This is a genomic window from Streptomyces sp. NPDC051051, from assembly GCF_040682975.1.
Classification (GTDB): domain Bacteria; phylum Actinomycetota; class Actinomycetes; order Streptomycetales; family Streptomycetaceae; genus Streptomyces.
Genome location: NZ_JBFBCB010000073.1, coordinates 1 through 25337 on the forward strand (window position 1 = coordinate 1; position 25337 = coordinate 25337).

Consider the following 25337-nt stretch of genomic DNA (forward strand, 5'->3'; position numbering starts at 1 on the left):
GCGAGCCGATGTACTCGGTGACCGGCCAGGACTTGTCGTCCATCGCGTCGGCGAAGGACGAGTACGGCGGGCGGAACAGGGAGGTGCGGATGCCCGCGGCGCCGGTGAGGGCGAGCTGGTTCTGCGACAGCTCCCAGTCGATACGCTTCTTCGACTGGAAGGACAGGTCGGGGTGGTTGAAGGTGTGCAGCCCGATCTCGTGGCCCTCGTCGACCATCCGCCGGACCAGGTCGGGGTAGCGGGAGGCCATGGTGCCGGTGACGAAGAAGACCGCGTGGGCGTGGTGCTTCGCGAGCACGTCCAGCACCTTCGGCGTCCACTCCGGGTCGGGGCCGTCGTCGAAGGTCAGGACCAGGCGGTGGTCGGGCACCTCCCGACTGGCGGTGCGGCCGCCGCGGGTGTCGACGACCGGGCCGCCGTCGAGGATCGCCTGCGGCACCCGGTCGGCGGCGGCGTCCGGGCGGACGCGGTGGTCGGCGAGGACCTCGCTGTGCACGTAGCCGCGCAGCAGGAGCATCGCCATCATCGCGAACAGCACCACGAGGGGCAGCAGATGGCGCAGGCGCAGGGGAGGCCGCAGGCGTCTGCGGGCGGCGCCCGCCGGGGAGCCGCCCCCGGCGGGGGGCCGGCCGCCGCCTGCCGGTGTCCGGCGACCGCGGGACCGGCCCCGGCCGGCACGGCGTCCGGCCGCGGGCGGCCGCGGTGCGCCGCCCCGCTCGTCGTCGTTGTCGTTGTCGGAGGCGGCCGGGGTCGGGGCGTGCGCGGGGTGGGCGGAGTGTCCGGCGGACCTTCGGGTCGTGGGCCGGCTGCTGCGTGGAGCCATGAGGGACGTTCTTTCGGGGACGAGGACGGGCCGGCCGGATGCCGGAAAGGGACGGGGACGGAGGCGGCGGTGCAGGGCGTGACGGCGGTGCCGGGCACGGCGGTGCCGACGGGCCGGTGGGTCCGGGGGCTCTGCCGGGCCCGCAGGGGGCCGGACCGCGGGGCCGGGTCCGACGGCCGCACGGGTGGGCCGGCGCCGAAGGCACGTCGGTGCCGGGCGTCGGCAGCCTCACGGATGGGGCCGCGGGCCGGCGGAGGCCGACGCGGCCGGACCGGCCGGCGTGCCGGAACCGCCGGCCGCTGCGCGGACGCGCGAAGGCGCGGTGACGACCGGTGAGATCGGACGACGTAGGACGGGGCAGGTCGGGGCTCAGGAGATGGTGATGGACACCGTGATCTGATCGGAGGCGCCGTCGGGCCCGGAGGAGGACGACGGGGGCGGACCCGGCTCGGGTGAGGAGCCGGCCCCCGGATCGGCACCCGAGGCCGCGGCCGTACCGGTCTCCTCACCGGAGCCGGAACCGGACCCCGATGCAGAGCCGGAGCCGGACCCCGGACCAGAACCGCCCCCCGGTTCCGATCCGGCGACCACCGGATCCGCCGCACCTCCCGCCACCGTGGTCCCCGCGCCTCCCGCCGGGGAGGGCGAGGGCGACGGGGTGGGTTCCGCGGTGGTGGACGGGGACGGCTCGGGCGGCGGCGGGGGCGCGGCCGGGCTGCTGGGCACCGGGGCCGGGGGCTCGCTGGTGAGGACCGGGCTGGGCCGGCCGGAACCGCTGGGCAGGGGCCGCGGCGCGACGGCGGACCTGCTCGGCAGCACGACGGCGCTGCCCGAGGCGCTGGGTGCCGCGCCCGTACCCGACGGGAGCACAGCGGGTCCGGAGGCGGTGCGGCCGGGGCGGCCGGGCGCGGCGAAGCCGGGCGGCGTCGGGGTGAGCGAGGAGATGGGTTCGTCGGAGGTCTCGACCCGGGCGGCCGGCTCGTCGTCGTTCCGGCCCGGCACCGGCAGCCAGGGCGCACCGGCGTTCCCGGACAGGAGCGTGCCGACGATGACGACGGCGTAGGTGGCGCAGGCGAGTCCGACGGCGATGCCGATCCGGCGGAAGGTACGGCTGCGACGGCCCGACTCGTCGACGAACACGGGTGCGTCGGAGGCGTTCGGGCCGCCGCCGCGCGGGCCCGCCCCCCGGTGCGGGGAGTCGAGCTGGACGGTCACCTCGTCGGGGTCGTCGTCCTCCGCGTCCGTGCCCGGCAGGGGGACGGACACTTCCGCGGTCTCCTGCCAGGGGTCCCGGAGTCCACCGCTCGACCGTTCGTTTTCGGAAAGGCCGTTCGAGGTCGACGGCTCGCCGGTATGCCCCGAGTCGTCCCGGTATCCGGTCGACGTCCGGCCGCCCGCCCCGAGGCCGGCACCCAGGAGGACCTCCTGGTCGCCGCGCCCTGTTCCACCCCTCACGGGCTGTCGCGCATCGCCCGGAAACTCCTGGACGTCTCCCTTCACGGCCGGTACGTCTCCGGTCGGCGATGCCGCTCCCGGGCAATCCGGTTGGGCATCTTCCCGCCAATTCTTCACGTGTGCGTTTCCCCCCACGGGACACCACGGGCCAGTTCCTGGGCGCGTCCGAGACGACGAGCACATGCCGACGAAACCGGGCCCCCACCCGGTCGGCGCACCCCTATGACCCCCGCGTGCTCAGGGCGACGAATCTAGCGCAGGCGCGGGGGTGATGTGTGCGATGTCTCTTTTATGGGTACACGCCATGTTCATGTCCATGGCTGGAATCCATCCCCCGGCGGGACGCTCCAACCAGCCCTCCACGAACCCGAGTTCGACCGCCGCCCGGCGCAGTGCCTCGAGCGCCGGATGGACCAGCCCCTTTCGCCACACCAGCGACACGGGGGACAGCGGGACCGGGTCGACGAGCGGCCGCAGCACCGCTCCAGGCATGGCCGGAAAACCCACTACCGCGAGGATCGGCGACGGCTCCTTGGCCATGATCCGGCGGAACTCCTCCTCCCCCACGGCGAGCGGGACAGGCGGTGCGATCTCGATGCCGCGCCCCTCGAACAGGAGTCGGGCGAGGTCGGTCCACTCCGGGGTCCGCGGGTTCCCCGCGCCCGCGTACACCCGCTCCCCCGCCAGCGCGGACAGCGGCACCCGGGCCGCCGACGCCAGCGGGTGCCCCTCGGGCAGCAGGACCGCCATCGGCTCGTAGCGCACGAGCTGATGGTCCAACTGGGCGCGCAGCACCGGGCTCAGGCCCGCGTACCGGCCGAACGACACGTCCAGCCGGCCCGCGGCGATCTCCACGGCCGCACCCGTCAGGCCGCTCTCGAAGCGTGCCATCAGCTCGTGCTCGGGGGCCAGTTCACGGGCCCGGTGCAGCACCCGGCGGCCGGTGGCCAGCCCCGGGGAGTTCAGGTCGACCAGCAGCGGCCGGGCCGGGCCGAACGCGGCGCGCAGGTCGTCCAGCGCGCGGAGGACCCCGCGCGCGTGGGGCACCAGCCGCTCACCCTCGGCGGTGAGCGTCACCTGCCGGGTGGTCCGCAGGAGGAGTTCGGCGCCCAGCTCGCGCTCCAGCCGCCGCACGTCCCGGCTGAGGGCCTGCTGGGCGACGTGGAGGCGGGCCGCGGCGCGCGTGAAGTGAAGTTCCTCGGCGACGGCCAGGAAGGCACGCAGCAGGCGGGGATCGACATGGGCGGGCATCCGGCGAATTTACAACGGAGGTGCGTGAATCGGCTCCGAACAGGTGTTGGACCCCGTGACCGGCCGCGGGTGACGGTGGGCGCATGCCGCATCCCCACCCCTACCGCCGTCTCTTCGCCGTCCCCGGCGCCCGCGCCTTCACCGCCGGGAACCTCCTGGCCCGCCTGCCCATGGGCATGTTCAGCGTGAGCGCGGTCGTGATGATCGCCGGCACCCGCGGCTCGTACGCCCTCGCCGGTGCCGTCACCGCGACCGGGCTGGCCGCGACCGCGCTGGTCGCGCCCTGGACGGCGCGGCTCGTCGACCGGTACGGGCAGGCCCGGATCGCCGTACCGGCCACGCTGTTCGCGGCGCTCGGCAGTCTCGCGCTGGTGCTGTGCGTGCGCGGGGACGCCCCCGACTGGACGCTGTTCGCCGCGTACGCCGCCACCGCGACCACGCCCAACACCGGCGGCATGTCCCGCGCCCGCTGGAGCCATCTGCTCCGGGGCGACCCGGCCGGCCTGCACACGGCGAACTCCTTCGAACAGGCCGCCGACGAACTGTGCTTCATGCTGGGCCCGGTGCTCGCGGCCTTCCTGTGCGGCACGTTCTTCCCGGAGGCGGGCACGCTGGCCGGCGTGGCGCTGCTGGTGACCGGGGTACTGCTGTTCACCGCCCAGCGGGCGACCGAGCCGCCGCCCGTCGCACGCACGACCTCCGCGTCACCGCTGCACACCCCCGGTGTACCGCCGCTGCTCGCGTGCTTCGTCGCCACCGGTGCGGTGTTCGGCTCGATGGAGGTCGTCACGATCGCCTACGCGGACGCGGAGGGCCACCGCTCGGCGGCCGGGGTGGTGCTGGCGCTCCAGGCGGCGGGGTCGTGCGCGGCGGGCCTGGCGTACGGGACGCGCAGACCGAGCGGCCCGGCGGACCGTCGGCTGGCGTGGTGCCTGCTGGCGATGGCGGTGCTGATGTCCCTGCCGCTGCTCGCCGCCCGTACCGCCGGAACGCTTCCCGTACTGGCGGCGGCCCTGCTGGTGGCGGGCATGGCGACCGCGCCGACGATGGTGACCGCGATGGCCCTGGTCCAGGACCGCACCCCGGAGGACCGCCTCAACGAGGGCATGAGCCTGGTCGTCACCGCCCTGCTCGCCGGCCTGGCCTGCGGCTCGGCGTCCGGCGGCTGGGCGGTGGAGCACGGCTCGGCCACGGCCGCCTTCGTGGTGCCGGTCGCGGCGGCCGGCACCGCGCTGCTGATCCACACCACGGCGTACCGCGTCCGCTCCCCTCGTCGAAACGCTTGCACTAATTCCGGCCGGATCCATTGACGCCCCGGCATCTCCCGCATAACTTCCGCGTCGAAGCGCTTCGACACCACGCATCGAATCGATTCGACGAGCGCTGCGTGGCATCCCCAAGAACCATCCGAGTCCCCTGGAGGCACTCGATGTTGACGACACGAAGGCGTGTGGCGGCCGCGGCAGTGATCCTTTCCGGATCGCTTCTCCTGACCTCCTGCGGCGACTCGGACAGCGGCGCGTCCGACGGCAAGACGCTCCGGCTCTGGCACTACGAGGGACCCGACAGCGCGATGGGCCAGGCCTGGAAGGAGGCCGTCAAGGAGTTCGAGGCCACGCATCCGGGCGTGAAGGTGAAGGTCGAGGAGAAGGGCTTCGAGCAGATCCAGAAGACGGCCTCCATGGTCCTCAACTCCTCGGACGCGCCCGACCTCATGGAGTACAACAAGGGCAACGCGACCGCGGGCCTGCTGTCGAAACAGGGCCTGCTGACCGATCTGACGGCCGAGACGACCGAGCGCGGCTGGGACAAGAAGCTCAGCGCCGGCGTGAGCACCACCAGCAGGTACGACACCGACGGGATCATGGGTTCCGGCAAGTGGTACGGCATGCCGAACTACGCCGAGTACACGATGGTCTACTACAACAAGGACCTCTTCGCGAAGTACAAGATCGCCGAGCCGAAGACGTTCGACCAGCTCACGGCGGCCATGGACACCTTCGCCGAGAAGGGCGTCACCCCGCTCGCCAACGGCGGCGCCGAGTACGTCGCCCAGCAGTACCTCTACCAGCTCGCCCTCTCCAGGGCCGACCGCTCCTGGGTCGACGCGTACGAGCTGTACAAGGGGAAGACCGACTTCCACGACGAGGCCTGGACGTACGCGGCGGACACCTTCGCGGACTGGGTGGAGAAGGGCTACATCAGCGAGAAGTCGACCAGCGCCAAGGCCGAGGACGCGGGCGTCTCCTTCATCCAGGGCAAGGCGCCGATCCTGTTCTCCGGCAGCTGGTGGTACGGCCGCTTCCAGGCGGAGGCCACGTTCGACTGGGACACCACCCTGTGGCCCGGCTCCGACCTGACCCTCGGCTCCGGCGGCAACCTCTGGGTGGTCCCGAAGAACGCCGCGAACAAGGACCTCGCCTACGACTTCATCGACATCACCCTGTCGAAGAAGATCCAGAACCTGCTCGGCAACAAGGGCGGCGTCCCGGTCGCGGCCGACGCGAGCGCCATCACGGACCCGAAGTCCAAGAAGCTCATCTCCGACTTCAACACGCTGAGCGGGCGGAACGGCCTGGCCTTCTACCCGGACTGGCCGGTGAACGGCTTCTACGACGTCCTGGTCTCCGAGACGCAGAAGCTGATGACGGGCGCGGAGAAGCCGGACGACTATCTCAGCGCCCTGCAGCAGGCCTACGACAAGGGTGCGCCGAAGCGATGACGGTCACCGTCGAACGGGGCACGCGGGCCGTCGGCAAACACCTCGGCGCCGGCCCGCGCCGCCCCCGTACCCGCGAGTCCTACGCCCTCTTCCTGCTCCCCGGGACCCTGGCCTTCCTGGCGGTCATCGGCGTGCCGTTCCTGATGAACACGGGCGTGAGCTTCACCGACTGGCAGGGGGTCGGCAGTCCCACGTGGTCGGGGCTCGCCAACTACCGGGAGCTGATGGACGACTCGGAGTTCTGGGCGTCCTTCCGGCACAGCCTGTTCATGGTCCTCGCCATGGCGGCCGTGCCGACCGTGATCGGTCTCGTGCTGGCCGCCGCGCTGTTCGACTTCGTCGGCAAGCACTTCGGGCCGCGATGGGCCGCGGTGCTGCGGGCCTGCTTCTACCTCCCGCAGGTGCTCCCGATCGCGGTGGCCGGCATCGTCTGGAGCTGGATCCTCGCCCCCGACAACGGCTCCCTCAACGAACTGCTGAGGGCGGTCGGGCTGGGCTCCTGGCAGCAGGACTGGCTCGGCGACCCGGACATCGCGCTGTACAGCGTGATGGGCGTGATGGTGTGGGTGCAGATCGGTTTCCCGCTGGTCGTCTTCATGGCGGGCCTGCAGCGCGTCGACCCACAGCTGTACGAGGCGGCCGAGCTGGACGGCGCCGGCTGGTGGCGGCGCTTCTGGCACGTCACGCTGCCGCAGATCCGCCCGGAGACCTACGTCGTGCTGACCTGGTGCACGATCGCCGCGCTCAAGGTGTTCGGCGCGGTGTACGTGCTGACCAAGGGCGGGCCGGGCGGCGCGACGAACGTGCCGTCGTACTTCTCCTTCGCCACCTTCTTCGAGAAGACGCAGGTCGGCTACGGCGCCGCGATCTCCACCGTCCTGACGGTGATCATCCTGGCCGTCTCCCTGACCGGCCTGAAACTCCAGACCCGCGCCGAGGACGCCGAGGAGGGGATCCGCGCATGACCGCCGCCCTACGCCGCTACCCGGTACTGGTAGCCCTGTGCCTGGCCGCCCTGTTCATGGTGGTGCCGTTCGCGATCGTGGCCGTGAACGCGGTCAAGTCACCGGCCGAGTACTCCGCGCACGGCCCGCTCAGCCTGCCCGACGGCCTCTACCTGGACGGCCTGAAGGACTTCTGGCAGCGGGTCGACTACGGCCGGAAACTGTTCAACTCGGTTCTGATCAGCGGCTCGGTGGCCGTGCTCGCCGCGGCCCTGTCGGTGCTCAACGCGTACGCGATCGGCATCGGCCGGATCAGGGGCCGCACCTGGGTGCTCGCCTTCTTCGTGCTGGCCAACATGCTGCCGCAGGAGGCTCTGGTCTACCCGGTCTACCACCTGAGCAAGCAGGTGGGCCTCTACGACACCCGGCTGAGCGTGATCATCGTGTTCACGGTGGTCCAGGCGGCCTTCGGCACCTATCTCCTGTCCTCGGTGCTCGGGCAGTTCCCCCGCGAGATCATCGAGGCCGCACGCATCGACGGCGCGAACAAGTGGCAGGTGCTGTGGCGGATCGTGGTCCCGGTCAGCCGCCCCACCCTCGGGGTCCTCCTGGTGTTCTTCTTCATCTGGACCTGGAACGAGTTCCTGCTCCCGCTGGTCATGCTGATCTCCAACGACAACCAGACCGTGTCGGTGGCGCTCGGCGTCCTCCAGGGCCAGCGCCTCATGGACGCCACGATGACCAACGCGGCCGCCCTGCTGGGCGTGCTGCCCGCGATCGTCTTCTTCCTCGTCTTCCAGCGGACGCTCACCCGCGGCATCGCCGTGGGCGCGGTCAAGTAAAGGGGTGCGCGCGTGAAGTTCACCGACGGCTACTGGCTGCTGCGCGAGGGCGTCACCTCGGCGCACCCGGTGGAGGTCCTCGACGTCGACGCGCCCGGGGGAGGCACGCTGGAGATCCACGCGCCGACCCGGCCCGTCCGCCACCGCGGCGACCTGCTGAAAGGGCCGGTCGTGACGATCACCGCGCACACCCCGATGCCGGACGTCATCGGGGTGACCCTCACCCACTTCGAGGGCGGGCAGCCGCTCGGGCCGGAGTTCGAGCTCACCGGGCAGGAGACCGCCGCCCGCACCGAGTACCACGACGAGCACGCCACCCTCACCTCCGGCGCGCTGTCGGTCAGGGTGGCCCGGACCGGGCCGTGGCGCGTCGACTTCCTGGCCGACGGCCGGGTCCTGACCTCCAGCGGCACCAAGGGCATGGGCATCATGCGGGACGGGACCGGCGCCCACTACCTGCGTGAGCAACTGGGCCTCGGAGTGGGCACCGGCGTGTACGGGCTCGGCGAGCGGTTCGGGCCCCTGGTGAAGAACGGGCAGGTCGTCGACATCTGGAACGCCGACGGCGGCACGGCGACCGAGCAGGCCTACAAGAACGTGCCCTTCTACCTCACCGACGCCGGCTACGGCGTCTTCGTCGACCATCCGGGCAAGGTGTCCTTCGAGGTCGGCTCGGAGACGGTGTCCAGGGTCCAGTTCAGCGTCGAGTCGCAGCAGTTGACGTACTACGTCGTCTACGGGCCGACCCCGAAGGAGATCCTGCGCAAGTACACCGCCCTCACCGGGCGTCCGGCCCTCCCGCCCGCCTGGTCCTTCGGGCTGTGGCTGTCGACGTCGTTCACCACCTCCTACGACGAGGAGACGGTGACCTCGTTCATCGACGGCATGCGGGAGCGCGAACTCCCGCTCTCCGTCTTCCACTTCGACTGCTTCTGGATGCGCGAGTTCCACTGGTGCGACTTCCGGTGGGACCCCCGGGTGTTCCCCGACCCGGAGGGGATGCTGGCGCGGCTGAAGGAGAAGGGGCTGCACATCTGTGTGTGGATCAACCCCTACATCGCCCAGCGCTCCCCGCTGTTCGCCGAGGGCAAGGCGCTCGGGCACCTGCTCAGACGCCCCGACGGCAGCGTGTGGCAGTGGGACCTGTGGCAGCCGGGCATGGCCCTGGTCGACTTCACCAGCCCGGCCGCCCGCGACTGGTACGCGGCGAAGCTGGAGGCCCTCCTCGCGCAGGGCGTCGACTGCTTCAAGACCGACTTCGGCGAGCGCGTCCCGCTCGACGTGGCCTGGGCGGACGGCTCCGATCCGGAACGGATGCACAACTACTACACCCACCTCTACAACCGCACCGTCTTCGAGGTGCTCCGCAAGCACCGGGGCGAGGGCGAGGCGGTGCTCTTCGCCCGCTCGGCGACGGCCGGCGGCCAGCAGTTCCCCGTGCACTGGGGCGGCGACTGCGAGGCGACGTACGAGTCGATGGCCGAGTCGCTGCGCGGCGGACTGTCGCTCGGCCTGTCCGGGTTCGGGTACTGGAGCCACGACATCGGCGGCTTCGAGGGCACGCCGACGCCCGCGCTGTTCAAGCGGTGGCTGGCCTTCGGGCTGCTGTCCTCGCACAGTCGGCTGCACGGGTCCTCGACGTACCGCGTGCCGTGGCTGTTCGACGAGGAGTCGGTCGACGTGCTGCGGCTGTTCACCCGGCTGAAGCTGACCCTGATGCCCTACCTGTACGAGGCGGCCCGCACCGCACAGGCCGAGGGCCTGCCGATGATGCGGGCGATGGTGCTGGAGTTCCCGGACGACCCCGGGTGCGCGCACCTGGAGCGGCAGTACATGCTCGGTCCGGACCTGCTGGTGGCGCCGGTGTTCAGCGACGAGGGGGACGTGACGTACTACGTGCCGGAGGGGACCTGGACGCACTACCTGAGCGGCCGGACGGTCACCGGGCCGCGCTGGGTGCGCGAACGCCACGGGTTCTCGAGCGTGCCGCTGCTGGTCAGGCCGGGGGCGGTGATCCCGGTGGGGGCGGTGGACGACCGGCCGGACTACGCCCACGCGGACGGGGTGACCCTGCGGGCGTACGGCCTCGAGCGGGGCGCGCAGGTGACCGTACGGGCCGGTGACGTGACCTTCACCGTCGTACGGGAGGGCGACACGCTGCGGGCCTCGTCCAGTGATCCTTCGACGCCGTGGGCGCTGGCGGCCGGGGAGCGGGTGGCGCGGGCGGCGGCCGGGACCGGGTCCCTCACGCTGGAGCCGGCGGCCGGGTGATGGTGAAGATCACCGATGTGGCCCGGCACGCCGGGGTCTCCCCGAGCACCGTCTCGTACGCCCTGAGCGGCAAGCGTCCGATCTCCGAGGAGACCCGGCAGCGGGTCGGGGCGGCCATCGCCGAGCTGGGCTACCGCCCGCACGCGGGCGCCCGCGCCCTGGCCGGCAGACGCTCCAACGTACTGGCGCTGGTGGTGCCGCTGCGGGCCGGTGTGCACGTCCCGGTCGTCATGCGGTTCGTGGTGTCGGTGGTGACGGCCGCCCGGCGCCACGACCACGACGTGCTGCTGTTGACCCAGGAGGAGGGCGAGGACGGTCTGCGCAGGGTCGCGGACACGGCGCTGGTGGACGCCCTGATCGTGATGGACGTGCAGCTGCGCGACTCCCGGCTGCCGCTGCTGCGCTCCCTGGGGCGGCCGTCCGTGATGATCGGGTTCCCGTCCGAGGCGGCCGGGCTGACCTGCATCGATCTCGACTTCCAGGCGGCGGGCGAGGCCTGCGTGAAGCATCTGGCGGCGCTCGGGCACCGGGTGGTGGCGCTGGTCGGGTCGCCGCCGGACGTGTATGTGCGGGGCACGGCGTTCGCGCAGCGGGTGGTGCAGGGGTTCACGGCGGCCGCGGACCGGTTCGGGCTCACCTCCGCCGTGCACCCCTGCGAGGGCACGGCGGACGCCGCCCGCCGGGTCGCCGAAGGGCTGCTGCGCGAGCATCCCGCGCTGACCGGGGTGGTCGTCCACAACGAGGCGGTCCTGGAGCCTCTGGTCGACGCCTTCGAGCAGCTGGGTCTCCGTGTGCCCGGCGATCTGTCGGTCACGGCGATCTGCCCCGACGAACTCGCCGGGAGCCTGCGGGTGCCCGTCACCTCCGTCGCCCTGCCGTCCGCGGAGCTGGGCGCACGGGCGGTGGAGCTGCTGATGGCGAAACTGGCCGGCGAGGAGGTGCCGGAGGCGACGCTGCTGCCGCCCCGCCTGACGACGCGGGCGAGCACGGGACCGCGCGCTCCGTCCTGACCTTGAGGGACGGGAGGAAAAAGACGGACAGCAGATAACCCCGCCTCCCTGAGGGAGGCGGGGTTATCCGTTCACATGGGGTGGTGGAGATGGCGGGAATCGAACCCGCGTCCAACGGTGCAAAATCAGGGCTTCTCCGTGTGCAGTTCGCTGCGATTTTCTCGGCCCCGGCGATCACGCGAACAAGTCGCCGACGGGCCCAGTCACTGTTTGGTTTCCCATCGAACCCCGTGACCGGGATCGATGGTTTAGTCCCCTAGATTATGCCAGGATCCGGGCCGGGAACACTCCCGGGCTGACACCCATTAAGGGTCCTTCACTCACTGCTTATCAGGCAGCGAGGGCGAAGGACTGGGAATCGCGCTTAGAATTGGCGATTATTTTTTGCGACATATGGTTAACGAGATCATTGCCGCTTCCTCGACACGCTTCCCCTGCTTCAACAGCCGCTGTCGAAACCGATCATCCCCATGTTGATTTTTCAATGCCCCCGAGGGGGCGGCTCGTCCCGCTGTGAGGGACTGTCGCCATCGTACGTGACCAACGCACCGCGATGCCAGCCCATTCCCGCCGACCGGCCGGTCACCGGGTCCGCCACCGGTCCCAGCAGGACCGCTACTGGGCTGCCCGCTGCTTCCGCTTGGCCGCCGCGATCGCGCGGTCCGACTCCCGACGGTCCTGCTTCTCGCGCAGCGTCTGCCGCTTGTCGTACTCCTTCTTGCCCCGCGCCAGCGCGATCTCGGCCTTCGCGCGGCCGTCCTTGAAGTACAGGACGAGCGGCACGATCGTGTGCCCCGTGTCCTCCGACTTCGACGCCAGCTTGTCGATCTCCTCGCGGTGCAGCAGCAGCTTGCGCTTGCGGCGCGCGGAGTGGTTGGTCCAGCTGCCCTGGCTGTACTCCGGGATGTGCGCGTTGTGCAGCCACGCCTCGTTGCCGTCGATCTGCACGAAGCCGTCGGTCAGCGAGGCACGGCCCTGGCGCAGCGACTTCACCTCGGTGCCGGTGAGCACCAGGCCGGCCTCGTAGACGTCGATGATCGCGTAGTCGTGCCGGGCCTTCTTGTTCTGCGCGACGATCTTGCGCTGGCCCTTGGTCTTGTCCTCGGCCGGCTTGCGCTGCTTCGGCTGGGACTCCTTGGGTACATACATTGCCTTGTTCATAGTGCGGCCATTTTCGCACCTGAGGGGGCCGTGGGGGAAAGCAGATTACCGGGAGCGCGGACGGACGCTCACGGAGCGTCCCCCAGCCCGCTCAGCACGGTCTCCGCCCGCTCCAGCGCGCCGTCGTCCGCGTCCAGGTCCGGGGTGACGCCGGTGCCGTCGACGGTCCGGCCGGACGGGGTGCGGTAGTGGCCGACGGTCAGTTCGGCGACCGAGCCGTCGGGCAGCCGGCTCGGCATCTGGACCGAGCCCTTGCCGAAGGTGCGCGAGCCGACGACGACCGCCCGGCCGCGGTCCCGCAGGGCGCCGGTGAGCAGCTCGGCCGCGCTCATGGTGCCGCCGTCGACGAGCGCCACCAGGGGGCGCGTGGTGTCGCCGCCGGAGTCGGCGTGCAGGGCGCGCTGCTCACCGTCGACGTCGTAGGTGGCGACGAGGCCGCCGTCGAGGAAGGCCGAGGCGGTGGAGACGGCCTCGGTGACCAGCCCGCCGGAGTTGCCGCGCAGGTCCAGGACGATGCCGGCGTCGGCCGGGGCCGCGTCGACGGCGGTGCGGACGGCGTCGCCTGCCCCCTTGGTGAACGCGGTGATCCTGATGACGGTGACGCCCCCGGCGAGGGTGCGCACGGTGACCGAGTCGGTGGACAGGCGGGCCCGGCGCAGCGTCTCGGTCCACACGCGCGTGCCGCGCTCCAGTCCGAGACGGACGGTGGTGCCGGCGGGCGCGTCCGTCGCGTCACCGCGCAGCAAGGAGACGACCTCGGTGACCGGACGTCCGTCGACGGCACGTCCGTCGACGGCACGCAGCCGGTCGCCCGCCCGGACCCCGGCGGCGGCCGCCGGCGACCCGGCCTGCACCTTCGTGACCTCGATCCGGCCGTCCCGCTCGCGCCGCGCCTCCAGGCCGACACCGGTGTACTGGCCGTCGAGGGACTCCGCGAACTCCTCGTACTCGCGCTCGGAGTACACCGCCGCCCAGCGGTCCCCGCTGCGGCTGACGGCGCGCTCGGCGGCCTCCAGGGGCGATTTCCCGTCGACCATCGCCTCCTCGGCGGCCCTGGTCACGGCCTCCGGGTGGCTGGTGGGGCCGGTGGCGCGGACCGTGTCGGCGGCGGCCCGGCCGCCGTTCCCGGGCAGCGAGCCGGTCGCCGCGCCCGCCACGAGCACGCCGGCGAACAGCAAGGTCAGGGCGGCCCCGTGGCCGAAGCGGCGGGGCGAACAGAGCGGGTCGCGGCCTGACATGGCGGTGAGTCTAGGCGAACGCGAAGGGGCCGTACGGTCCCTTGACCGTACGACCCCCTTGGCATGCGTCACACCTTCAGGTACTTGCGCAGCGCGAAGAACGCCGCCAGCGCGGGCATCAGCAGGCTGGTGGCGAGGATCAGCGGAAGCTTGGTGAGCACGGCGTCCCAGCCGATGAAGTTGATCAGGTTCAGCTTCTCGGACAGGGCCAGGCCGTTGTCGATGATGAAGTACCGGGCGAGCACGAGGAATCCGCACGCGACCCCGCCGCCGATGAGCCCGGCGACCGCGGCCTCCGCGATGAACGGCGCCTGGATGTAGAAGCCCGAGGCCCCGACCAGGCGCATGATCCCGGTCTCCCGCCGTCGGCTGAACGCCGAGACGCGCACGGTGTTGACGATCAGCATCAGCGCCACGACGAGCATCAGCGCCATCACCGCCCGCGCCGCCCAGTTCATGCCGTTGAGCAGTCCGAAGAGGTTGTCGAGGATGCCCTTCTGGTCCTGCACCGACTGCACGCCGTCCCGCCCGTCGAAGGCGGTCGCGATGACCTCGTACTTCTGCGGGTCCTTCAGCTTGATCCGGTACGACTCCTGCATCTGGTCCGGCGTGAGGGAGCTGGCCAGCGGGGAGTCCCCGAACTGCTCCTTGTAGTGCTTGTAGGCATCGTCCTGCGACTCGTAGGTCACCGAGTCGACGACCGCCATCTTGCCGAGGTCGGACTTGATCTGTTTCTTCTGGTCGTCGGTCACCGCGCCCTTGGCGCAGTTGGGGTCCGACTCGGCGTCGCTCTTGTTGCAGAGGAAGATCGAGACGTTGACCTTGTCGTACCAGTAGCCCTTCATCGTGTTGACCTGGTCGCTCATCAGGAGCGACCCGCCGAACAGGGCGAGCGACAGGGCGACGGAGACGATGACGGCGAAGGTCATCGTCAGGTTGCGGCGGAGACCGACACCGATCTCGGACAGTACGAACTGGGCGCGCATGGCGGGTTGTTCAAGCCTTTCCGTGGACGGTCGCGGTCAGTGCTGGTAGCCGTAGACGCCGCGGGCCTGGTCGCGGACGAGGCGGCCCTTCTCCAGCTCGATGACGCGCTTGCGCATCTGGTCCACGATGTTCTGGTCGTGCGTCGCCATCACCACGGTCGTGCCCGTCCGGTTGATCCGGTCGAGCAGCTTCATGATGCCGACGGAGGTCTGCGGGTCGAGGTTGCCGGTGGGCTCGTCGGCGATCAGCAGCTTGGGGCGGTTCACGAAGGCCCGGGCGATGGCCACGCGCTGCTGCTCACCGCCGGACAGCTCACCGGGCATCCGGTCCTCCTTGCCGCCGAGCCCGACGAGGTCGAGCACCTGCGGCACGGACTTGCGGATCTCGCCGCGGGACTTGCCGATCACCTCCTGCGCGAAGGCGACGTTCTCGGCGACCGTCTTGTTGGGGAGCAGCCGGAAGTCCTGGAAGACGGTGCCCAGCTGGCGGCGCATCTGCGGCACCTTCCAGTTGGACAGGCGCGCGAGGTCCTTGCCCAGGACGTGCACCTGACCGTGGCTGCACCGCTCCTCGCGGAGGACCAGCCGCAGGAAGGTGGACTTTCCGGAGCCGGAGGACCCCACGAGGAACACGAACTCGCCCTTCTCCACTTCCAGGGACACATCCCTGAGTGCGGGGCGGGTCTGCTTGGGGTAGACCTTGGAGACATTGTCGAATCGGATCACGGATGCACCACGGGTCGCCGGGGGTAGATGAGCGTGACCATACGCGAACCGGGGACGCGCGCGCAGGCAGCGGTCACGGTTGCGTGCGGCTTGTGCGTTTTTGTACGTCGACCGTGCTGTGAGGCAGCTCCTGCCGGGACCCCGCGCTGAATCCCTCGGAACCTGGCAGAGTGGAGGGGAACGTTCGCGTCACCGCGGGCGTTGTCCAGGTGGAACCGGTGCAAGGAGGGCGAGCGCATGACGTACGACCGGCTGGTGTGCGCCAACTGCGCCGCGCCCGTGAGCGAGGGCCGGTGCTCGGTGTGCCGCGCGAACCGCGAGCGGCTGCAGCAGGAGAACTTCTTCGCGGGACTGAACCCGATGGCGCTGATCGCGCTGCTGGCCGTGCTGGTGGCCGCGTTCGCGCTGCTCGCCCACCAGACCGCTTAGCCCGTACGACGCCGAAGGGCCCGGAGCCTGTCGGCTCCGGGCCCTTCGCGCGTACGTCACGTGCCGGTGCGGCTACCCACCGTCAGGCAGCGGCTCCGCCGCGGCCCTCCACGAGGCGCGGGAGCACACGGAAGCCGACGCCGCCGACGATCATCGTGGCGGCACCGATGATCAGGAAGGTGGTCTGCCCGGCGCCGGTCTCGGCCAGCTCCTTGCCGCCACCCTGGGCGACGTTGTCGGAGGTGGCGTCCGAGGTGTCGGTCAGCGCGGAGCTGCCGACCTCCTGAGCGGCGGTGCCGTCGGGGGTGGTGCCGGTACCGCCGGTGGTGGAACCGCCGGTCGCCGAGCCGCCGGTGGTGGAGCCACCGGTGCTGCCGGAACCGCCGGTGGTGGAGCTGCCGCCGGTGCTGCCGGAGCCACCGGTGGTGGAGCTGCCGCCGGTGCTGCCGGAGTTGCCGTTCGAGCCGCCGTTGCCGTTGGAGCCACCGTTGTTGCCGGTGCCGCCGTCGGACGAACCACCGTCCGACGAACCGCCGTCGGAGGAACCACCGTCCGAGGAACCACCGTCGGACGAACCACCGTCGGAGGAACCACCGTCGGACGAACCACCGTCGGACGAACCACCGTCGGACGAACCACCGTCGGACGAACCACCGTCCGAGGAACCACCGTCGGACGAACCACCGTCCGAGGAACCACCGTCGGACGAACCACCGTCCGAGGAACCACCGTCGGACGAACCGCCGCTCGAGTCCTCACAGTCAGGATTGGCGACGATGTCGCAGATCGGGTCGTCGCCCGTCTGCACGGTGACGTCGCCGGACGTGTCCACGAGGCCGCTGAGGCCGTCCTGGTCGCCGGCGGCCGAAGCGACACCCGCCACCGTCAGCGAGGCGCCTGCGGCGATCACTGCGCCCGCGGCGATGCGCGCGATGCGGACGCGCGTCTTCTTGGTCATAAGGTTGCTACCCCCAGTAGCCGAAATCGTCGATGAGGCCGCGTCGGGGCGGTGATCGACGGGGGTAGCCGGAACTGGCGAAGCCCCCCGGTTCACATGCGCCCCAGAGATACGCATGCCACCGTTCACCCTTCCGATTTTCCCCAGCATCGTCAAGGCCGTTGCGCACGCAATGTCCAACTCGGCATGCTTTGCCGGACGTTGAAGATGTGAGTGTGACGTAAAACCCAGACATGCCGGGAAACGCAGGCAAGCGAAAAGGCAACCGCCCCCATCGCGGGGGCAGTTGCCTTGTCGACAAAGTTACTTCTCCTGCTGCTTGCGCCAGCGAATGCCGGCCTCCAGGAACCCGTCGATCTCACCGTTGAAAACGGCCTCGGGGTTGCCGACCTCGAAGTCGGTGCGCAGGTCCTTGACCATCTGGTACGGGTGCAGGACGTACGAACGCATCTGGTTGCCCCAGGAGTTGCCGCCGTCGCCCTTGAGGGCGTTCATCTTCTCCTGCTCCTCCTGGCGGCGCCGCTCGAGCAGCTTGGCCTGGAGGACGTTCATCGCGGTCGCCTTGTTCTGGATCTGCGACCGCTCGTTCTGGCAGGAGACGACGATGCCGGTGGGGAGGTGGGTGAGGCGCACCGCGGAGTCGGTGGTGTTCACGCCCTGGCCGCCGGGGCCGGAGGAGCGGTAGACGTCCACGCGCAGCTCGGACTCGTCGATCTCGATGTGGTCGGTCTTCTCGACCACGGGGAGGACCTCGACGCCCGCGAAGGAGGTCTGGCGGCGTCCCTGGTTGTCGAAGGGCGAGATGCGCACCAGCCGGTGCGTGCCCTGCTCGACGGAGAGGGTGCCGTAGGCGTACGGGATCTGCACGGCGAAGGTGGTCGACTTGATGCCGGCCTCCTCGGCGTACGACGTCTCGTAGACCTCGGTCTTGTAGCCCTTCTGCTCCGCCCACCGCAGGTACATCCGCTGGAGCTTCTCGGCGAAGTCGGCGGCGTCGACGCCACCGGCCTCGGCGCGGATGTTGACCAGCGCCTCACGGGAGTCGTACTCCCCGCTGAGCAGCGTCCGGACCTCCAACTCGTCCAGCGCCTTCTTGACGGCGACCAGCTCGGACTCGGCCTCGGCACGGGCGTCCGGGTCGTCCTCCTCCTCGGCCATCTCGAACATGACGGAGAGATCGTCGATCCGGCCGCGCAGGGCGTCGGCCTTCCTGACCTCGGCCTGGAGGTGGGACAGCTTGCTGGTGATCTTCTGCGCCTCGTCCGGGTTGTCCCACAGGGACGGCGCGGCCGCCTGCTCCTCGAGCACGGCGATGTCTGCCCTCAGCTTGTCGAGGTCCAGAACGGCCTCGATCGACTCCATGGTCGAGGAGAGGGACTTGAGCTCTTCGGATACATCGACGACTGCCACCCCTCCAGCGTAACGGCTCCGCCAAGCGGCGAGCGCCGACGGTCACGGGCGCCCCTGTGAGCACCGGTCGGCGCGTCCGGTCCGTCCGGCGTCCGGGGACGAGGCCGTCCGGGCCGACAGGGGGTCCGGGGGCGCGGTCCCCGGGTTCGAGGGGGCAAGGGGCGGCGGGGCGGAACTCCCCGCTCAGGGCGCCGCCGGCGCCGAGTTCCCCGACTCCCCGGACCCGGGCCCGCCCTCGTCGCCGTCACCCGCCGTGGCCGCCCACGTCCCCACGCCCGCCGCGGCGACCAGCACCACCGAGGCCACCCCCACGACGATCCGCCGCCGCCGGGTGGCCGCGCGGTTGCGCGCCGACCCCGGCCGCGGCGTCCCCGCCGCCCGGGGCACGCGTGCCGTCCCGTGCGCCCCGCCCGCCAGCTCGTCCGGCGCCGGCACCCGCATCGAGGTGTGCGTGTCCCGGTTGGAGTCCGGCTTGGCGCCGGGCACCAGGGACACCGACCCCCGCCGGGCCCGCCCGTCGGCGTCGGGGGCGGCCGGCGTCGGCGGGGCGTCGGCCCGGCTCGCCCCCGGCTCGCCCTCCGCCGCCTCGGCGTCCGGCTCGTCCACGTCCAGCGGCGGCATCCCCGCCAGCGACGGCAGCTGCTCGCGCAGCCGGGCGGCCAGCTCGGAGGCCCGCAGCCGGGAGGCCGGTGCCTTGGCCAGGCACTGCACGATCAGCTGCCACAACTCGTCGGGGATGCCGGGCAGCGGGGCGACGGACTCGGTGACGTGCCGGCGCAGCACCGCGCCCGGATGCCCGCCGCCGAACGGCGTGAAGCCCGCGAGCAGCTCGTACAGCACGGTGGCCAGGGCGTAGATGTCCACCGAGGCCCGCGGCGGGAGGCCCTCGACGATCTCGGGGGCGAGGTAGTCCGGCGTGCCGATGATCTTCGTGGCGCGGGTCCGTTTGGGGGTGTCGATCAGTTTCGCGACGCCGAAGTCGGTGAGCAGGGCCCGGTGCGAGCCGCCGGGGCCGAGCGGGCCCTGCATGTCGAGGAGGATGTTCTCCGGTTTGACGTCCCGGTGGACGATCCCGGCGGCGTGCGCGGCGGCGAGCCCTTCGGCGACGTCCGCGACGATCGCCACCGCGGCCTCGGGCGCGAGCCGGCGGTCCCGGTCGAGGCGGGTCCGCAGATCCGTGCCGCGCACCAGGTCCATGACGAGCGCCAGGTCGTTGCCGTCGACCACCAGGTCCCGGACGGAGACGACGTGGGGGTGTTCCAGACCGAGCAGGGCGGTGCGCTCCTGCACGAAGCGGCCCACCAGCTCCTCGTCGGAGGCGAGGTCCTCGCGCAGCAGCTTGACGGCGACGGGACCGTCCGGTCCCTCACCCAGCCACACCGTGCCGGCACTGCCCCGTCCCAGGATCTGGTGGGCGGTGTACCGGCTGCCGATCTTCCGTGCCAAGGCTGCTCCTACAGACGCGTGGTGCCGACGCTGCGCCGTCCGGGGGCGCCGGCGTCGGCGGCCGGGCCGCGGGCCCCCGGTCCCCGGCCGACAAACCTACGCGCCCCGCGAGGCAATCCTCACCTCGGAGACGGAAATCACCCGCCAGGAGTCGACAAATCGCCAGAGTCGCCGTCGGGCTCCCCCGGACGGGTCCGTCCGTCAGGCTCCGCCGCCGGTCTTCGCTCCGAGATCGCCGATCCAGTCGCTCACGGTGTCGAACCAGTCGCCGAGCTGTTCCCAGTAGCCCTTGCCGGTGCCGATCCAGTCCTGGAGCGGGGTCAGTTCCCAGATCAGCCAGCCGGCCACGACGAAGATGACGACCGTGAACAGGCAGCCCTTCAGGCAGCCGAGTCCGGGGATCTTCATCGGGTTGGCGCTGCGCTGCCTCGGCGCGCGCGGCTCCCGCGGCGGGCGGGGCTCCGGCGCGGGCCGCTGCGGCGGCTGCTGCTGGGGCTGCGGGGTGTACCGCCGCGGCTGGGGTTGCTGCTGCGGGGCGTACTGCTGCGGCTGCTGCTGGGGCCGGCCGTAGTTCTGCTGCTGCGGCTGCTGCTGCGGCTGCTGCTGCGGGCGGGCGACCTGCCGCTGGGGGCGGCGGCGCAGCGGGTCCTCGTTCGGGTCGAGGTACTGGACCTGGGTCTGTTCGTTGCGGTCGCGGGCGGCGCGCAGCTGGTTCTGCCAGGGGTGCGGCTCCTCCGGCCGCTGTCCCTGCGGGCCGTGTCCGCCGCTCTGGTGCGGCGGTACCGGCGGCATGACGGCCGTCGGGTCGGCGGCGCCCGCCGGGCCGCCGGCGTGCGGCAGGACGGCGGTGGGGTCCGCGGCGCCGGGCGGGCCGCCGGGCCCGGTGGTGTGCGGCAGCACGCTGGTCGCGGCGTTCGGGTCGTACCCGCCGGCGGGCGCGCCGGGCACGGTCGCGGGCGCCGGATCGGGCGCGAGGAGGTGGCCCACGCCCTCGGCGGCGGCGATCTGCATCGAGTTGGCGTGCACGCCGACGCCCTCGGCGACGACGCGCAGTCCGCGCGCGAGGTTCTCGGCGCTGGGGCGTTCGTCGGGGTTCTTGCGCAGGCAGCGCTCTATGACCGTCCACAGCGGTTCGGGCACCGTGGAGGGGCGGCGGGGTTCGGCGCTCAAGTGCTGGTGGAGGACCTCGAGGGCCGAGCTGCCGGAGAACGGCGGACGGCCGGTGACCAGCTCGTACAGCAGGATGCCGGCGCCGTAGATGTCGACGGCGGAGGTCTGCGGGCGGCCCTCGGCGGACTCCGGCGCCACGTAGGCGGGCGTGCCGACGAACTCGCTGGTGCGGGTGAGGCCCGGGGAGTCGGCGAGGCGCGCGATGCCGAAGTCGGTGAGCAGCGGGTGCATCTGCCCGGCGTTCTGGAGGAGCAGGACGTTGGCCGGCTTCAGGTCGCGGTGGACCACGCCGTCGGCGTGGCTCGCGGCGAGGGCGTCGGCGATCTGCGCGGTGAGCAGAGCGGCGGCGACGGGCGTGAAGGGGCCGTTCTCGCGCAGGTAGCGGTGCAGGTCGGGGCCTTCGACGAGGTCCATGACCAGGGCCAGCAGATCGCCCTCGACGACCAGGTCGCGGACCCGGACGATGTTGGGGTGGGTCAGCCGGAGCAGTACGGAGCGCTCCCGCAGGAAACGCATCACGATGTCGGGGTCGCTCGCGAGTTCTTCCTTGAGGACCTTGATGGCAACGGTCTCGCCGGGCTGGCCGGCCACGGCCGCCTCGGCGCCCGCGGTCTCGCGCTGGCGGGCTCGCCAGACGGTGCCCGTGGCGCCGCGTCCGAGCGGCTCCTCGAGCAGGTACTTGCTGCCGACTGGCCGCACGTCACGCGCTCCCTGCTGCTTGCTTGCCTGTGTTCCGACCCACTGTAGTGCCGCGCTCCCGGCAGGGGGCTGTCGTCTTCCTGTGGTCCTTCGGTCCTTCCGCACGCCCTTGCGTACGGTCACGCGCCCCTCCCCGTACATGTTCGAAGGAAAGACGCCCGCCCCGGTCCGTTGGTTGCCGGAGGCGGACGTGACCGATCTCAAGCGGTCATCCGCGAGTCATCGGCCAGGCACTTTTGCGGGCAGAGCCGACCAATCAAGATCACTTGCGCTTCGGTGGCGGGCGCATTGTCGGTGACAGGTGCGAGGATGCCTGGAGTACTGGCCGACGTGCTCGTGTGGGGTGGGGGAAAGTCCGCGCCCGGGCAGAAGGGACCGCTGACGGCGATGCAGATCCGGCTGACCGTCGTAGACCCGCAGGGCCCGCCCGGGGAGACACGGGACCGCGCCGCGAACTGCGACGTGCTGGTCACGGCGCCCGCCGGCACGGCTCTGGCCGCGGTGGCGTCCGCCCTGGCCGCGGCGGTCTCCGGCGAGGGGGGCACCGCTCCGTCCGGGGGAGCACAGCCCGTGCTCTACGCGGGCGCGCAGCGGCTCGACGCCCAGCGCTGCACCCTCGGCGAACCACCCCTGATCGACGGCGCCGTGCTCTGCCTCGGCGCCCCGGCCGATCCCGAGCCGCATCCGGAGGTCGACGACGCCCCGGCCCGGCTGCACGTGGTGGCGGGCCCGGACGCGGGCGGGGTCCACCTGCTGCACGGCGGCCGGATCCGCGTCGGCCGCTCCGCCGAGGCCGACGTGCCGCTCGACGACCCCGACGTCTCCCGCCTGCACTGCGCGGTGACGCTCTCCGCCGACGGCCAGGTCACCGTCGCCGACCTCGGCTCCACCAACGGCACCACCCTGGACGGCACGCGCGTGCAGAGCCGTCCGCTCCGGTTCGCCCCGGGCGCCCTGCTGCGCGTCGGCGAGTCGGCCCTGCGGCTGGCGCCGCCCGGCGGTCCGGGTGCCCGGGTCGCCACGACCCCCGACGGGGAGGGCCACGTCCGGGTGCCGTGCGCGGGTCCGCAGCCCGCGGCCACCCCCGCGCGCGGAGGTCCCGGCGCCGCGGAGTCCCGTCACCCGCGCGGGAGCGACGACGGCACCCCCACCGGCCCCGCCGCGCCCACCGGCCACGCCTACGGCACGGCAGACTGGCACGGCTCCGCACGCCCCCGCGGCGAGCGGGCGCCGACGTCCCTCGTGCCGGGCCAGGGCGGCGCACCGCCCGTCGAGAACCACGACGCCACCCACGGCGGCCGCTCGGGCCTCGGCTCCTTCGCCGACCCTGCCGGGGCGGACGGCCCGTACCGGCCCTCCCCGGACGAGGACGGCGGCAGCACCTCCCGCAAGGGCACTCCCCTGCGCGGCACCGAGGTGCCGCAGGGGCTGCGCAGGCGCGGCGGCCTGTCCGCCTGGGCCCGCCGGCTGGCCGGCGGCCGGGGCGGCCCGCAGGAGACGGACGATCCCGAGGCGTACGACGACCGGCCGACCGCGGCGGAGCCGGAACCGCCCGCCGGACCGCCGTCCGCCCCGGACACCTGGCCGGACCCGGCCGCCCTGCTGCTGACCGCGCTCGGCCCCGGCCCGCGCCTGTGGGAGCGCGGACCGGGTCACTCCGAGACGCTCGCCGTCCGGCTGGGCACGGCCGACCGGGTGGCGCCCGACGGCTCGCTGCTGCCCGCCGTACCGGTGACGGCGGGCCTGCGCGAGGCCGGCGCCCTGGGTCTGGCCGGGCCGCGCCCGAGGCTGGCCGGGCTGGCCCGCGCGGTGCTGGCGCAGCTCGCCGCGCTGCACTCCCCGGACCTGCTGGAGATCGTCCTGATCAGCACGGACCGCGCGCGTTCCGAGGAGGAGCGGGTCGCCGAGTGGTCCTGGCTGGGCTGGCTGCCGCACCTGCGCCCTGGACACGGCCAGGACTGCCGTCTTCTGCTCGCCCACGACGTCGACCAGGCCACCGCCCGAGCCGACGAACTGCTGCGCCGCCTGGACGACCGGCTGACGGACGGCGTCGCGGCGCCCGTGCCCGCCCCGCGCGGCACGGCCCGCCGCCCCTCGTGGGCGGTGACGGACGACACCGGGGCCGGCTTCCCCGGCCCGTACACCGTCCTCGTCGTGGACGGCGACCCCGGCACTGCCGCGCTGCGCGAGGCGACGGCCCGGCTGGCGACGGCCGGCCCGCGGGCCGGGATCCACGTCCTGTGCCTGGCCGAGACGGCCGCCGCCTCCCCCGCCGCGCCGGTCACCGACGTGTACGAGGCGGCCTGCGCGGCGGCGCCCGCCTTCCGCGCGTGCGGGGCGGTGGCACTGCTCAGCGGCGATGTGGCGACCGCGCTGCGGCTGCTGCGGGTCGCCCCCGCCGGGTCGGAGTCCGAGCGGCCGGGCCCGGTGGGCCACGGCACGGTCGGTGCCGTCGACGCGGTCTCCGCCGCCTGGGCGGAGCGGTTCGCGCGGGCCCTGGCGCCCTTGCGCCCGGAGACCGCCGCCGACGGCGGTGACCGCCCCGCGCGCGTGTCCGCCCCGCTGCCCCCGTCGGCCCGCCTCCTCGACGAGCTGGGCCTGGCCCGGGCGACCCCGGCCTCCCTGATGGCCCGCTGGGCCGACGCGGCCGACGACACCGAGGCCCTCGGCGGCCGGACCTCGGCCGTGCTGGGCGCGGGCCCGCGCGGCCCGGTCGCCGTGGACCTGTCCGCCGAGGGCCCGCACCTGCTGATAGAGGGGCCGCCCGGCAGCGGACGTACGGAGCTGCTGCGGGCGGTCGTCGCCTCGCTGGCCGCCGCCGAGCGCCCCGACCGGCTCGGCATCGTCCTGCTGGACGGCCGGGACACCGTCGGCAAGGCGGGCGCCGGCCACGGCGAGGGCCTGCGGGTCTGCACGGACGTACCGCATGTCACCACGCATCTCACCGCCAACGACCCGGTCCGTATGCGGGAGTTCGCGCAGTCGCTGGCCGCCGAGCTGAAGCGGCGGGCGGAGCTGCTCGGGCGGTCCGACTTCACCGAGTGGCACACGCACCGCGCGGTGTCCGGCCGTATCGTCCCGCAGCGCCAGCCGTCCGGCGGGGGGACCGGCGCCGCGGACCTGGACACCCCGCCCAGCTCGACCCTGCGGCTGCGCCCCGGCGCGGCGGCCCGCCGACGGACGGAGGCGGCCCCGCCGCTGCCCCGCCTGGTCGTCGTGGTGGACGACCTGGACGCCCTGGTCTCGCCCGCGCTCGGCTCCCCCGGCCGTCCCGCCGCCGGGTCGGTGATGCGCGCGCTGGAGGCGGTGGCCCGCGAGGGCGAGCGGCTCGGCGTGCACCTGGTGGCCGCCACCGGTCCGGGCGGCCGTACGGCGGAGTCCGAGCCCGCCCGGCAGGCCACCGTGCGGATCGTCCTCGACGCACCGGGCTCGGGCCCCGACGAACCGGCCCCCGGCCGCGGCCGGCTCAGGGGCGCGGACGGCCGGCTGACCCCCTTCCAGGGCGGCCGGGTCACCGGCCGCATCCCCCGCACCGCGACCCTGCGCCCCACGGTCGTCCCCCTGGAGTGGCAGCGCATGGGCGATCCGCCAGCCCGCAGACCCGTCCGCGAACTGGGCAACGGCCCCACCGACCTCGCCCTCCTGGCCAGCGCCCTGGAGCGGGCGGCCCGCGAGGTCTCGGCGGCGGAGGTGCCCTCGCTGCTCTAGGGCGTGTTTCGAAAGTCCCGTCTGCCCGGCGACGCCTGGCACGCACGCTCGCCGCGTTGTCGGGATCGCCCCGATACAACCAGTATCG

The 25337-nt window shown here is 72.6% G+C and carries 19 protein-coding genes and 1 other RNA gene; 8 read left to right on the forward strand and 12 right to left on the reverse strand.

All coding sequences use genetic code 11. The features are described from left to right. The 3 genes from AB0N31_RS33600 to AB0N31_RS33610 all read right to left on the reverse strand — a co-directional run. Positions 1-823: polysaccharide deacetylase family protein (locus tag AB0N31_RS33600; protein WP_366062292.1), on the reverse strand; the 823-nt coding region annotated here is incomplete at its 3' end. Positions 824-1192: 369 nt separating this feature from the next. Next, positions 1193-2089, reverse strand: coding sequence for a translation initiation factor IF-2 (locus AB0N31_RS33605; protein WP_366062293.1), 897 nt, complete (start codon positions 2087-2089; stop codon positions 1193-1195). A 426-nt stretch (positions 2090-2515) separates the two neighbouring features. Then, a complete protein-coding gene (locus AB0N31_RS33610) occupies positions 2516-3529 on the reverse strand; it encodes a LysR family transcriptional regulator (protein WP_366062294.1) in 1014 nt (337 codons plus the stop codon). An 83-nt stretch (positions 3530-3612) separates the two neighbouring features. On the opposite strand from AB0N31_RS33610, the gene AB0N31_RS33615 reads away from it, so the two are divergent. The 6 genes from AB0N31_RS33615 (at position 3613) to AB0N31_RS33640 (ending at position 11318) form a co-directional block, all read left to right on the forward strand. Further along, positions 3613-4839, forward strand: coding sequence for an MFS transporter (locus AB0N31_RS33615; protein ID WP_366062295.1), 1227 nt, complete (start codon positions 3613-3615; stop codon positions 4837-4839). Between the two features lie 119 nt (positions 4840-4958). After that, positions 4959-6251 carry an extracellular solute-binding protein gene (locus tag AB0N31_RS33620; protein ID WP_366062296.1) on the forward strand — a complete coding sequence of 431 codons (1293 nt, stop codon included), beginning with the start codon at positions 4959-4961 and terminating at the stop codon, positions 6249-6251. Continuing rightward, positions 6248-7216 carry a sugar ABC transporter permease gene (locus tag AB0N31_RS33625; RefSeq protein ID WP_366062297.1) on the forward strand — a complete coding sequence of 323 codons (969 nt, stop codon included), beginning with the start codon at positions 6248-6250 and terminating at the stop codon, positions 7214-7216. The genes AB0N31_RS33620 and AB0N31_RS33625 overlap by 4 nt, the downstream gene beginning before the upstream one ends. Further along, positions 7213-8037 (forward strand): carbohydrate ABC transporter permease, encoded by an 825-nt coding sequence (locus AB0N31_RS33630; protein WP_366062298.1) that lies wholly within the window; start codon positions 7213-7215, stop codon positions 8035-8037. Before AB0N31_RS33625 ends, AB0N31_RS33630 begins: the two co-directional genes overlap by 4 nt. Before the next feature lie 12 nt (positions 8038-8049). Then, positions 8050-10308: an alpha-xylosidase gene (gene yicI, locus AB0N31_RS33635; RefSeq protein ID WP_366062299.1), complete on the forward strand. Its 2259-nt coding sequence runs from the start codon at positions 8050-8052 to the stop codon at positions 10306-10308. Next, positions 10308-11318: a LacI family DNA-binding transcriptional regulator gene (locus AB0N31_RS33640; protein ID WP_366062300.1), complete on the forward strand. Its 1011-nt coding sequence runs from the start codon at positions 10308-10310 to the stop codon at positions 11316-11318. The genes yicI and AB0N31_RS33640 overlap by 1 nt, the downstream gene beginning before the upstream one ends. A gap of 81 nt (positions 11319-11399) precedes the next feature. Here the strand turns inward: AB0N31_RS33640 and ssrA are convergent. The 5 genes from ssrA to ftsE form a co-directional block, all read right to left on the reverse strand. Beyond that, positions 11400-11788, reverse strand: a transfer-messenger RNA (tmRNA) gene (gene ssrA / locus AB0N31_RS33645). Between the two features lie 145 nt (positions 11789-11933). Further along, a complete protein-coding gene (gene smpB / locus AB0N31_RS33650; RefSeq protein WP_366062301.1) occupies positions 11934-12467 on the reverse strand; it encodes an SsrA-binding protein SmpB in 534 nt (177 codons plus the stop codon). An 80-nt stretch (positions 12468-12547) separates the two neighbouring features. After that, the gene (locus AB0N31_RS33655) at positions 12548-13717 is read right to left on the reverse strand and encodes a S41 family peptidase (RefSeq protein WP_366062302.1); all 1170 of its coding nucleotides are present in this window, start codon (positions 13715-13717) and stop codon (positions 12548-12550) included. Between the two features lie 68 nt (positions 13718-13785). Further along, positions 13786-14703: a permease-like cell division protein FtsX gene (ftsX, locus tag AB0N31_RS33660; RefSeq protein WP_366062303.1), complete on the reverse strand. Its 918-nt coding sequence runs from the start codon at positions 14701-14703 to the stop codon at positions 13786-13788. Between the two features lie 36 nt (positions 14704-14739). Beyond that, a complete protein-coding gene (ftsE, locus tag AB0N31_RS33665; RefSeq protein ID WP_067235911.1) occupies positions 14740-15429 on the reverse strand; it encodes a cell division ATP-binding protein FtsE in 690 nt (229 codons plus the stop codon). Positions 15430-15666: 237 nt separating this feature from the next. On the opposite strand from ftsE, the gene AB0N31_RS33670 reads away from it, so the two are divergent. Beyond that, positions 15667-15858 (forward strand): hypothetical protein, encoded by a 192-nt coding sequence (locus AB0N31_RS33670; protein WP_366062304.1) that lies wholly within the window; start codon positions 15667-15669, stop codon positions 15856-15858. Positions 15859-15940: 82 nt separating this feature from the next. Here the strand turns inward: AB0N31_RS33670 and AB0N31_RS33675 are convergent, their stop codons facing one another. The 4 genes from AB0N31_RS33675 to AB0N31_RS33690 form a co-directional block, all read right to left on the reverse strand. Further along, complete coding sequence (locus AB0N31_RS33675) at positions 15941-16816, reverse strand: hypothetical protein (protein ID WP_366062305.1); 876 nt, start codon at positions 16814-16816, stop codon at positions 15941-15943. A 303-nt stretch (positions 16817-17119) separates the two neighbouring features. After that, positions 17120-18226, reverse strand: coding sequence for a peptide chain release factor 2 (prfB, locus tag AB0N31_RS33680; RefSeq protein WP_363088577.1), 1107 nt, complete (start codon positions 18224-18226; stop codon positions 17120-17122). 183 nt (positions 18227-18409) lie between these two features. Further along, on the reverse strand, positions 18410-19672 hold the full coding sequence (locus AB0N31_RS33685) for a serine/threonine-protein kinase (RefSeq protein ID WP_366062306.1): 1263 nt from the start codon (positions 19670-19672) through the stop codon (positions 18410-18412). 201 nt (positions 19673-19873) lie between these two features. After that, positions 19874-21541, reverse strand: coding sequence for a protein kinase (locus AB0N31_RS33690; protein ID WP_366062307.1), 1668 nt, complete (start codon positions 21539-21541; stop codon positions 19874-19876). A 387-nt stretch (positions 21542-21928) separates the two neighbouring features. On the opposite strand from AB0N31_RS33690, the gene AB0N31_RS33695 reads away from it, so the two are divergent. Then, the gene (locus AB0N31_RS33695; protein ID WP_366062308.1) at positions 21929-25249 is read left to right on the forward strand and encodes an FHA domain-containing protein; all 3321 of its coding nucleotides are present in this window, start codon (positions 21929-21931) and stop codon (positions 25247-25249) included. Positions 25250-25337: the final 88 nt, after the last annotated feature.